The 12,561-nt window shown below is 42.8% G+C and carries 8 protein-coding genes; 5 read left to right on the forward strand and 3 right to left on the reverse strand.

What is annotated here, in order from left to right; genetic code table 11:
* The first annotated feature begins 141 nt into the window (after positions 1-141).
* The 5 genes from NLX82_RS15650 (at position 142) to metK (ending at position 6,738) form a co-directional block, all read left to right on the forward strand.
* Positions 142-2,511: a copper amine oxidase N-terminal domain-containing protein gene (locus tag NLX82_RS15650; protein ID WP_023990689.1), complete on the forward strand. Its 2,370-nt coding sequence runs from the start codon at positions 142-144 to the stop codon at positions 2,509-2,511.
* Between the two features lie 99 nt (positions 2,512-2,610).
* Positions 2,611-4,146, forward strand: coding sequence for a stalk domain-containing protein (locus NLX82_RS15655; RefSeq protein ID WP_053326257.1), 1,536 nt, complete (start codon positions 2,611-2,613; stop codon positions 4,144-4,146).
* A gap of 46 nt (positions 4,147-4,192) precedes the next feature.
* The gene (locus tag NLX82_RS15660; protein ID WP_053326256.1) at positions 4,193-4,771 is read left to right on the forward strand and encodes a hypothetical protein; all 579 of its coding nucleotides are present in this window, start codon (positions 4,193-4,195) and stop codon (positions 4,769-4,771) included.
* Positions 4,772-4,912: 141 nt separating this feature from the next.
* Positions 4,913-5,203, forward strand: coding sequence for an alpha/beta-type small acid-soluble spore protein (locus tag NLX82_RS15665; RefSeq protein ID WP_013312299.1), 291 nt, complete (start codon positions 4,913-4,915; stop codon positions 5,201-5,203).
* Between the two features lie 332 nt (positions 5,204-5,535).
* The gene (gene metK, locus NLX82_RS15670; protein WP_013312298.1) at positions 5,536-6,738 is read left to right on the forward strand and encodes a methionine adenosyltransferase; all 1,203 of its coding nucleotides are present in this window, start codon (positions 5,536-5,538) and stop codon (positions 6,736-6,738) included.
* Between the two features lie 129 nt (positions 6,739-6,867).
* Here metK and NLX82_RS15675 read toward each other — a convergent pair whose 3' ends face one another.
* The 3 genes from NLX82_RS15675 to NLX82_RS15685 are packed head-to-tail and all read right to left on the reverse strand — an operon-like array spanning position 6,868 to position 12,349.
* Positions 6,868-7,770, reverse strand: a complete 903-nt coding sequence (locus NLX82_RS15675; protein ID WP_028542162.1) for a TetR/AcrR family transcriptional regulator — start codon at positions 7,768-7,770, stop codon at positions 6,868-6,870.
* A gap of 56 nt (positions 7,771-7,826) precedes the next feature.
* Positions 7,827-10,943, reverse strand: coding sequence for an efflux RND transporter permease subunit (locus NLX82_RS15680; protein WP_068938909.1), 3,117 nt, complete (start codon positions 10,941-10,943; stop codon positions 7,827-7,829).
* Positions 10,940-12,349, reverse strand: coding sequence for an efflux RND transporter periplasmic adaptor subunit (locus tag NLX82_RS15685; RefSeq protein WP_254348505.1), 1,410 nt, complete (start codon positions 12,347-12,349; stop codon positions 10,940-10,942). Before NLX82_RS15685 ends, NLX82_RS15680 begins: the two co-directional genes overlap by 4 nt.
* Positions 12,350-12,561 lie beyond the last annotated feature (212 nt).

The raw sequence follows: 12,561 nt of genomic DNA on the forward strand, positions 1-12,561 counted from the left end.
CATTGTTATCACATTGTATAATACTGGAGTACGTCATAAATGGACGCTTTCTTTCAACTAGATTCCAAGCTTCTGTGATATTGTCACAGATATCATTTTATAAGGGTTCTCATAAAGCTCGGAAAGGAGGTGTAACGACTGATGAGTGACAAGATCCGACAAAAAGACAAAAATAATATTTCTGGTTATATTCAAGGAGGAGAAAAAAAGGTTATGACAAAGTTTAATAAAAAAATGATCAACGTGCTGGCAACAGCAACATTGGTTGCTGGTGTTGCAGCTCCAATCGCAGCATTGACTGCACCAACTGCAATCCATGCAGCTTCTAGCTATGTTGCTGTGAATACTCCTAGCATCAGCTCCAACCAACAAGATAATGCTACTTTGGGTAAGGCTAAAATGAGTGTTAGCCAAGCTTCTGTTGCTAAAGGCGCTACTTTCACTATTACATTGCCTAAAGGTTTTTCCTTCTCTTCTACGGATGCTAATGGCGCAGCTCTGAAAGGCGCAGTTGGTGCTACAACTTCCGCTAGTGAAGCTACTTATGGTTTGGGTATTTATGTTGACGCTGGTGACAACAAAGACGCTGCTGGTTTCCCTGACCAACCTTTGAAGGTTGAACAATTGACTTCCAACTCTGCTAAAGTAACTTTTAATTTTGATAACTCTTTAGACAGTGCAGAAGTCTTCATGAACTTTGCGAGTATCAATGTTACTGGACCTAGCAATGGACCTGTAAAAGTTTCTATTGATGCTGCTTCCGCAAGTGGTGTGACAAGCGGTGAAGTAACAATTGCAAACGTAGTATCTTCCGGTCAAGTGTCCTTGTCCGCAAATGATACTGTTTCCAGTGAAGATAACTTTACTGCAACTTTGAAAGTTAAAGAAGAAACAGCTGGTTCTTTGGGTAATAACAACATTAAGTTGAAATTGCCTAGCGGATTCAAATGGGATTCTGCTCCTAAAGATAAAGCTACTATCCTGATTGGAACTGCTATCAAACCGGAAAATGTAAAATATTCTACTGATGGCGATACTTTGACTTTGTCTTTGGATAAAGTTAGTTCTGAGCAAACATCTTTCCAATTGCCTGTAGGATTCTACGTTGATGATGAAACTAGCGCTAAAGAAGGCGACGTTACAGTTAGCATCTCTGGTAATGCAACAACTGACGTTAGCTCCCTCGTAGTTGGTAGCTATGGTCAAATCGGTGGTGGCGTTTCCGTAGCTACTCCAACAACAATTCTTGCTGGTCATGATGAGCAAAAAATTGGTGATGTTACAATTAAGGAAACTGTTGCTAAATCTTTTGTAAAAGGACGTACTGTAACATTGCGCCTGCCTGAAGGTGCTCGTTGGCAGTCTACTTTTGACAGCAACAACCCTGGAAGCAGCTTCTCCGGTTCTATGGAGAACAGTAATGGATTGGGTGGAGCAGAGGTATCTTACACTGACTCTGACAAACGCACTTTGAAACTGACTTTCAACAATCCTAACAGCACAACTGACGCTGGTACTTTGAAACTGAAAAACGTTGAAGTTGCAACGCAACCAGGTTTCACTGGCGATCTGAACGTTGATGTTGCTGGTAGCCAAGGTCTGAGCGGTACTGTTAAGGTTGCAACTGTGAAACAAGCAGTTACTTTGGCTGCTGCTTCCAAACCAACCCTGACAATCGGTCTGGGCGATCAACAAGTTGGCGATATCACAATCACTGAAGCTGCTAAAGAAGCTTTCGTTAAGAAAGACGGTAGCCGTGAAGTAATCTTGGAATTGCCAACAGGCGTACGTTTTGCTTCTACTCCAGAAGTAAAAGTTACAGCTGGTGACGTTAAAGTGAAGAGCGTATCTACTGATACTTACGGCGAAAGCAACAAAGGCCGTCTGAGCTTCTACATCGACAGCGAAAGTGCTACTCCAAGTACAATCACAATCTCGGCTCCTAAGCTGACTGTTGACCGTACTGTAGCTCAAGGCGACATCGTTGCTAAGCTGAAAGGTAGCGCAGTTTCTTACACTGCTTACAAAGGCGCAACTGACAACACTCAAAACTGGAAAGACAACAACACTGCAGCTGCTGAAGTAGCAATCGCAACTGTTGGAACTCCAGCTCCAGGTGCTACTAAAACTAAAGCTGTCTTCACACTGGGAAGCACTTCCTACACTGTGAACGGCGAAAGTAAAACTTCTGATGTAGCTGCTTATGCTGAAAACGGACGCACTTACTTGCCAGTACGTTATGCAGCTGAAGCTTTGGGTGTATCCCCACAAAACATCCTGTTTGACAAAGCAACTTCCACAGTTACCCTGATTAAAGGTGACCGCGTTGCTCAAATCAAACTGAACACTAACCTGTTGACTGTTAACGGTTCTGTGATTCGTATGGACGTTAAAGCTGTAACTAACAAAAACCGTACTGTACTGCCTATCTTCTGGGTGAGCAGAGCGTTGGATGCATCCATCAACTACGATGCAACTGCTAAAACAGTAACTGTTGAAAACAACAACTAATTTAAGAGCAACTCTTTTGAGTTAACTGAATTAGATGAGAAGAGGGTTCCTTTTGGAGCCCTTTTCTTTTATTAGTCATATTGACAAAGGAGAGAAATTATGAAACGTTTTGGAGTGGCAGCACTTTCTACATTAGTTCTTTCTTCTGCATTTGCCAATTTTGCAGGAGCTCAAGCAGGTGATATAAAGGTTATTATTAACGGTGTAACTCAGCAATATACCCAGTCCCCAGTTGTTAGCCAAAATACAACCTTGGTGCCTCTCCGTGGTGTTTTTGAAAGCTTGGGTGCGAAAGTCGATTGGGACAGCAAAGCTAAAAAAGTAACTGCTTCTAAAAATGAAGATACATTGGCTTTGAATGTTGGTTCCAAGCTTGCTTATAAGAATAGTGCTCCTGTACAACTCGATGCGGCAACTCAAATTCAAAAGGGTCAAGTACTTGTTCCTTTACGTTTTGTGAGCCAATCATTAGGCGCCAAAGTAAATTGGGATCAAAGTACACGTACAATTACTATTTCAAACCAAGCAGATGGAAGTACAACTGGCGAAGCCAATAGCTTGTCCAGTAAGCCTCTCACAGCTCCTGTGACAAAGGTTACCTATGATACCTACTATAATGATTCGTTGGCCTATGATGATGCCGTTAAACTGGCTATAGCTGATAGCACTACAGTTAAAACAGCAGCAACGAATATCGATCAAGCAGGCAAAATCATGAAAGAAGCAGGCAAGAATATTGACTTTGTTCCAGCAGAAGCAGGTGATGAAGGTCAAGATAAAGCTTTCAAAGGCTATGCTCAAACGAATCTTAATTATGAGGCTGCTAAAAAAAACCTGGATATGACTAAAGAAGGTATTGAGTACAATGTGAAGGATCTTTACAATAAGCTTCTTCAAAAGCAAAATGCCGTTAAGCTGGCTGCTTTGAATATTGAAGATGCCGAGCGCAAACTGAAAGTAGCACAAATTAAACGAGATAATCAAATGTCGAGTGATTATGAGGTTACACAAGCAACCAATCAGTTGACTCAAAATCAAGCTGCTTTAGAGAAGGCTAAAAAGGACCTTGATAGTGCTTATGTGTCTTTGAACCAAGTGATTGGCTACAAACCAGAGCAACGTTATGAATTGAAGGATAAACCTGTTTATTCTGAATTTAAAGATAATGTAGAGACAAAAGTAAGCCAAGTACTTACTAGTAGCACGGCCATTTGGCTGAGCGAGCAAAAAGTGGACTTAGCTGAATTGAGCCTGAAGCTCTACAATTTTAGTACGCCAGGAAACACACCTTACGAAGCTGAGCAACTTAATGTTGAAAAAGCTCAGTATGCAACAGAAGGCACAAAGAGACAACTCGAAGAAGCAGTAAGAACAATCTATAACAACATCAAAGCATTAGAAAGCCAGTACTCACAGATTCAAGCTGGTTTGGTGAGTGCAAGAAGTGCAGCTGATATGGCTAAGAAGCAGTTTGATGTTGGGTTGGCTACAGAGCTTCAGGTTTATGAAGCTAATTTGAAAGTGACTACTGCTGAGCAACAGGCTGAGGATATAGTTACAAATATTGATACTTTGAAGTTGGCTTTTGATAAGCCTTGGGCTATGCAGGGTTCTTCTGGAGCTAGCGCACAATAATTAAAGCTTAACCTATACTTGCTATAACCTGCTGTAGGAGGACTTCATGAAATCACGCTATAAAGTATCGTTGGCTGCTGTTTTACTTGGAGGAGGAATTGTTGCTGGCTCCTTAATGAACAATTCAGTTAATGGTGCCTCCAGTTCTGGACAACCTGGTACAGCTGATGATCCAGTCGTAACCAAAAGCTATGTCGACCAAAAAATTGCTCAGGCAATTAAAGGTGGAGTACCAGCAAGTAACACGAGTAGTAAAACGACTAGTTCGAATGCTCCAGCAACAAATACTACTTCTAACACAACGGCGTCAGGAACTTCTAGTGCAGGAAAAGCTTCCACGCCAGAGCAGACAGAGGCTTTAAAGGTTGTTGATGTAAAGCCTGGTCAAAAACTGATTGCCAAAGCAGGCTCGGAATTTATTTTACGTAATGGTTATGCCGTTGTGTATAGTATGGATGCCAGTGGTGCTATTGATATTACTTCGGGAACGGAAATTGTTCATAATCAGGCTGTCGAGAAAAATCATTTATTATCGTTTCCTAGAGAAGGAAGAGGTATTCAAGTAAAAGAAGGTCAGAAGTTTGGTCTGGTCGTTATGGTACGAGGCGGTTATACTGTTCAGTAAACTGTTTTGTATATAAGCTGCTTTCGGTGGCTCTTTTTCTTAAATACTGCTTGGGATAGCAAATTGTTCTTGGCTAAGTTGAACCTAATCGCTGCACACTACCCCCATGAAAGACAATACGTTTAGTGGAGGGTGTATACGATGGCATCAAGAGGTCAAAGACGATTAATTCCTGAAAGCCGTGCCAGGTTAGATGATTTGAAGTATGAGATCGCTGCTGAATTTGGACTGCCTGTTTATAATCCCCAATATACACATATACAACCTAAGGCTGACAGTGAATTTGCTGCAGAATTGGGGGAGTTTGCGGGGAGCGAAAATGTAGCATGGCGTGATTTAACTTCAAGACAGAACGGTTCAGTTGGTGGTGAAATTACTAAGCGATTGATACAATCTGCTGAACGTAGCTTATCTGAATATGGTACATTGTAAATTGCAATAATTTTTACAGTTTTTGATTATATAGTAGCGTATAAACTGGGGTTATTTACATGTGAATCGAAAATGTTTGCATGTAAACTTACCTCAATTTCGAAAGTTGTAATTGGGCTGTATGAATTGACACCTTGTTTTAAATAGGATATCATGGCATTTGAGGCTTGTACGCAACCTTTTCCTACCGGAAAAGGTTCATTTTTTATTAATCAGGTGTAACAAGATATCTCCCGCCATTTGTTGGCTTGAAGGTATCTGAATAATACCATTGCCATGTCAGGATTTTTTTATAAATCCTCATGTATTTTAATTGTGGGAGGTTGAAATTCATGTCTGTAAAAGGCCGTCATTTGTTCACGTCCGAGTCTGTAACAGAAGGCCATCCGGATAAAATCTGTGATCAGATATCCGATGCTGTTTTGGATGCCTTTCTGGCTAATGACCCTAATGCACGGGTAGCATGTGAAGTATCGGTAGCTACTGGTCTCGTTCTCGTCATTGGTGAAATCAGCTCCAAATCGGAATACGTGGATATTCCATCCATTGTACGTAATACGATTAAGGAAATTGGCTATACACGTGCGAAATACGGTTTCGACTATAATACTTGCGCTGTATTGACTTCTTTGAATGAACAGTCGCCGGACATTGCTCAAGGGGTTAATGCTGCCTTGGAAAGCCGTGATCCTGCTGAAGTAGATAAAGAAACGGAAAACATTGGGGCTGGGGATCAAGGATTGATGTTTGGTTTTGCTACGAACGAAACACCTGAGTTGATGCCTTTGCCTATTGCTATGTCTCACCGTATTGCACGACGCTTGTCTGAAGTGCGTAAGGATGGAACACTGAATTATCTTCGTCCAGACGGTAAAACCCAAGTAACGGTAGAGTATGAAAATGGTAAACCTGTTCGTATTGATGCTATTGTGGTTTCTACACAGCATGCAGAGGATACTACTTTGGAGCAAATTCAAGCAGATATCAAAGAAAAGGTTATTTTGCCAGTTGTTCCTGCCGAATTACTGGATGAGCAAACCAAATATTACATTAATCCAACAGGACGCTTTGTTATCGGTGGCCCTCAAGGAGATGCAGGTCTGACAGGCCGTAAAATTATTGTGGATACGTATGGTGGTTATGCGCGTCACGGCGGGGGAGCATTCTCCGGTAAAGATCCGACCAAAGTGGACCGTTCCGCTGCTTACGCTGCTCGTTATGTAGCGAAAAACCTCGTGGCAGCTGGATTGGCAGACAAAGTGGAAATTCAGCTTGCTTATGCCATTGGTGTAGCTACGCCTGTTTCGATTAACGTCGATACATACGGTACGGGTAAAGTAAGCGATGAGAAGCTAGTTGAATTGATCCGAAATAACTTTGATCTGCGCCCAACAGGCATCATTCGCATGTTGGATCTGCGTCGTCCAATTTATAAGCAAACTGCTGCCTACGGTCACTTTGGCCGTACAGATTTGGATGTACCATGGGAGAGCGTAGATAAAGCTGAAATTCTAAAAGAGCAAGCGGGGCTGTAATTCCTCGTATATTATCAAAATAAAAGCAATAACCCAAAAAGACTGTTTCATGCTTTGCATGAACAGTCTTTTTTTGATGTATTTCGCTGTTAAGTACGAATTTGCTCTGATGTACCGAATGCTGAGTGACTACTCGGATATCGGTGCATGGTCCAATAAATTTTTAAGTAAACGACAAACCTTTTGCAGTTCCTTGTACTGCTCCAAATACGCAAAAAGGGCTTTCAGGAGACCTTTCTGAGGGTTGGATTTCAGAGCCTCTTCCTTTAAATGAGCGTAGATTTGCTGACACTCCTGTTTCTCCTCTGAACTCCACGAAGACAGCAGTATACTGTCTTCCAAGGAGTGGAGAAGGCTGTTAATTTGACGGCCTTGGTCAAAGGGATTACTTAGAGCACTTTCAGGCAACCAGCCTTGCTTGCTCCAGAACAAATGTGGAGCTGAATCAGCATTGTTCAGGCTGGTTGCCAAGGAACTGGATAAGAAGATGATAAACTGCGTTAGATGTTCAATCGTTTCATCATTCATCCGATCGGCAAAGAAGCGAATATATTCAAACACAATGCTTTTAAGTACAAAGGTCATATCCCATGCATGATCTTCAATGCTCGGTCCAAAAATATCAATCAGACAGTCGCGAACCCATTTGTACAATTTGTATTCATGATTCTCGAACGCGTAATTGAGATGTTCATTCTGAAAAATAAGCATGGAAGGCTCAGGAAGATCCATCATGAGATACACTTTGTTTTCAACGAGATTTTTCAAGTAAAGTACAATAAAACCATGTAGTTTATCGTGCTTAGAAAGATCAGGTTTACTGTAGAGAGCCCGGATGTCTTGTTCAATGTTATTTTCCAGAATGATACACATTTCTAGAGGGAGTTCTTCTTTTCCTTGAAAATATTTATAGAAGGATGCCTTCGCCATCCCACTTTCTTTGGCGATTTCTTCAACAGATGTTGAATAATAGCCTTTTCTGGAGAACAGCCGAATGGCCGCCTGTAAAATATCATTTTTTTTACTTTCCATACATACTTCCCCCTAGGGACCGACCAACTCGGCAGCATAAGAATTCACTTCATACCTCACAAAGGTTGGTCACGTGTGATAACTGTGTGCTGCTGTCTTTTGAGTTGACGGCGCATCTTGTACTTGGCCATGATCATATACAAGGACGGCACGACAAACAAGGTTAACAAGGTCGAGAATAACAAACCGAAAATGACGGTAAAAGCCAGTGGCTTAAAGAGCAGGCTTCCCAATAGTGCTAACGGAATCATACCTACAATAGCTGCCAAAGATGTCAATAAAATCGGTCTGAAGCGAGCGGCGGCTGCCTGTATTACGGCTTCCTTTAATTCCATTCCTTCATGGCGTGCATCCTCGATAAATTCAATTAACACAATCCCATTCCGCACAACAATGCCCGCGAGAGCAATAATTCCCATGATGCTCATAAAACCGATAGGCATACCGGTCAAGAAGATACCAATAATCCCGCCGGCTGCTGCCAGATACACGGTCGTCATAATAATAATAGGAATGGAGAGGGAATAAAATTGCATGGTAATCAAGAGTAAAATGAGCAAGACTACAACGATCGCTAGCTGTCCTAAGTCCTTGAATATGGTCGATTGGTCAGAGGTTTCTCCACCAACCTCCCATTTGTAGCCTTCTGGGAACTTCATTTGCGCCAGCTTACTTTCAACGTCAACCATCGCTTCGCTTGCAGTTCGTCCGTTCAAGTCGGCTTCCACCGTAATCGTCCGCTCCATATTGTAATGCTTGATTTGCTGAATAGCAAATGAAGGCTTAATCTGGACGAGCTGGTTTAATGGTATTTGCTTACCAGCTGTATTAACTACACTTAATTGTTGGAAAAGCTTACTTGGCTCCTCGTCACTGTGATTCAAATACATTTTAATATCAACCAGACTGTTTCCAGTATCAAATTGGCTGACTTGAGCTCCTTCTTTTAATAGAAGCAGGGTGCGAGTCAAATCTGTGTAGCTTACCAGGTACTGATCCATCGCTTGTTTGTTGACCTCAAGCTCCAATGCATATCGTTCAATTCCTATATCATCCACGATGCCTGTTGTGCCCTCTACTGTCGCGATCTGCTCCTTTGCTTTTTGGGCAAGGATTTGCAGTTCATTCAGGTTCTGACCTGAGATACGAATGGAAACGGGCTTGCCCACTGGAATCCCGAGACGAGGAACATACATCGTAACTGTAACTCCAGGGTAGGATTTCTTAACATGTTGTTCCCAAGCATCAACTGTCGTATTGAGATCGAATACGTTTTCTTTGCCGACGACAGCAATCTGCCCCACCGTTTCGTTATAACTAATATTTCCACCCATACTATTAATGTCACTAAACAGTTGTGGGGCAGTCCCTCCAGCGCTGTAGACGACCTTGGAAGTTTCAGGTTGCTTTTTCACCCAGCCTGCAAGGTCTTTAACGACCTGGTCGGTTTCCGCAATTGAAGTGCCTACAGGCATTTTTACATTTAGTGCAACATGAGGATCTTCCGACTCAGGAAAAAGTTCAACTGAGGTAAAGGGAACTAATCCATAGGCGGCTGTTCCAAGCATGAGTCCGACCATGGCTGTCAACAAGGGACGCTGAATGACCTTAGGCATCAGTTTTTGTGAATAGAGCTTATTTAAAGAATGAATCTGCTGGCCGAGCAAGCCTGCTGGTTTAGACTTACCCTGAGGGTGACGAGCCTGTCTGCGCTTCTCATACCATTCTCGAAAAATAGGGATGATGGTGAGCGACATAATCATAGAGGCAAGCATGGTCAGGGAGACAATAGCAGGAATGGGTTTAATAAAGGCACCTACATTTCCAGGAAGAAACAACAATGGCGCGAAAGCTGAGATGGTGGCCAGAGTTGCAACCAAAATAGAAAGCATGACCTCTTTGGTACCTTTTACAGCTGCGACTGAGGGCGATTCTCCTAATTCCGTAAGTCTACGCTCAATATTATCATTTACAACCACGGCATCATCCACGAGTATGCCCAGTACGATGATCAGACCGACAACGGATATCTGATTTAGAGTAATGCCGAACATAGGCAAAAAGATAATGGCAATCGAAACCGAAATAGGAATGGCCAGTGCGACAAATGCAGAGGTGAGCAAATTCAGCCCCAACATACAAACGAGAATAACGGCCGCAATCGCAAGAATCGTTTCACGCTTTAAGTCGTCAAAGATATGGCTTACCTGATCCTTTTGTGCAAAAAGAGTTTGAAAGTGAACACCTGCGGGGAGTGTTTTCTCCAGCTCTTTGAGCTTGGTATTGACCTTTTCACTCATAGAAGGGATGTCTGTGCCTGTTTCTGCTCCAATACTTAGCGTAATGGCCGGTTTACCCTCTACATAGGCAAAGTATTCTGTATTAGGATGTGCCAGCTCCGTTGTGCCGACATCTCTCAAATATACAGGATTACCTTCTTTGGTGCGTGTCAAAAGGACCTGATTCAATTCATCAGCTTTTTCGGTTTCGCGAACAATAAGTTGATAGGTACGTCCGTTGTATTCAATATTACCAGTAGGAACCCGATCAATTTGAGACTGGATCGCTTGAGCTACTTGTCCCCATGACAGTTGGTATTGCTGAAGCTTCTGATTGTCAATATGGACACGTACTTCTTGATCAGGGAGACCATTGAATTTGACGCTAGATACGCCAGAAATGGTATTAAGCTGGTCTTTCCAAGTTGTTGTTAAATCATTTAGTTTATACAGTGGTGCGGAAGAGTCAGCTGTTAGGGCATAGGAGCCAATAAAAGAGCTGGTTAGTTTGTCATTTACAACAGGCACTTCAGCGCCTTGAGGAAGATCAGCTTGTGCATCTTGCACTTTTTTACGCATATCATCCCAAACCGTTTGAGGATCAACTCCGTTTTTGGATTCGATTAAAATTGAGGAGAATCCGTTACCAGAAGTCGAACTAATCGTTTTAACACCTTCAACTTCCTTAATGCGTTTCTCCAGCTCTTTAGTTACGGTTTGTTCTACTTTTTGTGGTGAAGCACCAGGGTAGACTGTTGTTACCATAGCATTCTGTATGGTGACATCCGGCATTTCCTGCTGTGGTAACTGGAAAAAGCCGAAGATTCCGACCAAAATCAGCATGACAAAAAACAGCAATGTAATTTTGCGTTTTTTTACGATGTACTCAATCATGGGCGTCCGCCTTCTTCCGACTGAATCGCATTTCCATCAAATAGGTTTTCTGCCCCTTTAACGATAATACGTTCGCCTTCACGAAGTCCCGATACGATTTGCAACTGATTATCTACAACCTGATTACCAAGCTCCACAGGGGTTTTAACAGCTTTTCCTTGAATGTCTTTGAAAATAAAAGGCTTGCTTCCCGTGTTAATGACTGCTTCGGCAGGAACGAGAATCCCATTCTTGTCGGTCACCTGTTGAGCAGCTTTAATGACCTGACCGGGTAACCAGTCTCGCTGTGGATTGTTTATAACAATCTCTACGTTAACCCTTCCCGTGTCGGTGCTGGTTGAAGGATAGACGTTAGACACCGTACCTTGACGAGTCTCTTCATAGAGCGCCAATTCTACTTGTTGACCCTTTTTCCAATCCTTAATTTCACTGTCTGGTACAGGAAGCATTACTTTGAGGCGGTCGATGGAGCCTATGCGATAGACGGCTTGCCCTGACGCGACCAAATCACCTGTATTCACGATTTTGTCTAAGATTACACCGTTCACAGGAGAGATTAGACGTGTGCGTGAAAGTGCCAGTTCTGCCTGCCCCTTGGCAACAAGGGCTTTTTCGTAGTTGGCATGGGCTTGTTTTTGGGAAGCTGCAGCCTGTTCACTGGCCGCAAGGGCTTTGCTTTTACCTGCAAGCGCATCTTGAAAGGAAGCTTGGGCGGATTGATGATCTTCGGCTGTGGCTCCTTCCAGCAAAAGGGACAGGGATTCCTTGGCTTGTTCCAGGTCTTTCAGGGCTGCGGTAGCATTCAGGCGAGCATTTTCATTATCTGATGCGGTAGCAGCGCCTGCCTCAAACAGCTTCTGTGTACGCTCGCTATCCGTCTTGGCCTTGTTATAAGCGCTTTGTGCCTTATCTACAGTAGCTTGCGCTTGTTGTTTCTCTTGAGCACGTGCGCCTTTATTGACCTTGTTAACATTCGCGCGAGCTCCTGTAATGCCGGCATCGGCGGATTGAATCGCGGAGGTAGCAGCCTGTAAATTAGCCTGTGCGTTATCAATACCAGCCTGTGCTTCCAAGATGGAGGCTGTCGCCTGTGCCACCTGAAGTTTGTAGTCAGCGTCATCCAGACTAGCAATAACGGCGCCCTTCTGTACAGCAGTACCGACAGTGAGATATGCACTGGCTACAGTGCCTCCATTTTGGAAAGCCAGTGTGTTCTCCTCATAAGCCTGAAGAGTGCCTGACAAGTTATAGACGGTATGAAGGGGTGTGGATTTGACGATTGCAGTGCGCACAACGGTTGGCTGTGCTGATGAACCTAGAGCGGCATCTTTTTTTTCTGTAGAACATCCGGTGAGTGCGATGCTCAGGGATAAAGTGAATATGATGATGGCCCGTTGTTTATTCATGATTATCAATCCTTCCGATAGGGTCATAATTGGAGTTGTGAACTAACCAGTATTATTTGAACTAATAAGTTCAAATGTATTATAGTGCGCCGATATTGCATTCGTCAATTCATCGTTTTAGATTTTATGAATTAGTTGACGGGATTTTCGTAACTTTTGCCTATATAATAAGTCTATTAACATAAGAGGATTTTTTTGTTTATTGATAGAGT

Source organism: Paenibacillus sp. A3M_27_13 (assembly GCF_024213315.1).
Lineage (GTDB): Bacteria > Bacillota > Bacilli > Paenibacillales > Paenibacillaceae > Paenibacillus > Paenibacillus polymyxa_B.

Excerpts from the sequence above, each read along its gene's own strand:
- NLX82_RS15650 (WP_023990689.1), top strand. The coding sequence starts at position 142 with ATGAGTGACAAGATCCGACAAAAAGACAAAAATAATATTTCTGGTTAT.
- NLX82_RS15685 (WP_254348505.1), bottom strand. The coding sequence starts at position 12,349 with ATGAATAAACAACGGGCCATCATCATATTCACTTTATCCCTGAGCATC.
- metK (WP_013312298.1), top strand. The coding sequence starts at position 5,536 with ATGTCTGTAAAAGGCCGTCATTTGTTCACGTCCGAGTCTGTAACAGAA.
- NLX82_RS15660 (WP_053326256.1), top strand. The coding sequence starts at position 4,193 with ATGAAATCACGCTATAAAGTATCGTTGGCTGCTGTTTTACTTGGAGGA.
- NLX82_RS15665 (WP_013312299.1), top strand. The coding sequence starts at position 4,913 with ATGGCATCAAGAGGTCAAAGACGATTAATTCCTGAAAGCCGTGCCAGG.
- NLX82_RS15655 (WP_053326257.1), top strand. The coding sequence starts at position 2,611 with ATGAAACGTTTTGGAGTGGCAGCACTTTCTACATTAGTTCTTTCTTCT.
- NLX82_RS15680 (WP_068938909.1), bottom strand. The coding sequence starts at position 10,943 with ATGATTGAGTACATCGTAAAAAAACGCAAAATTACATTGCTGTTTTTT.
- NLX82_RS15675 (WP_028542162.1), bottom strand. The coding sequence starts at position 7,770 with ATGGAAAGTAAAAAAAATGATATTTTACAGGCGGCCATTCGGCTGTTC.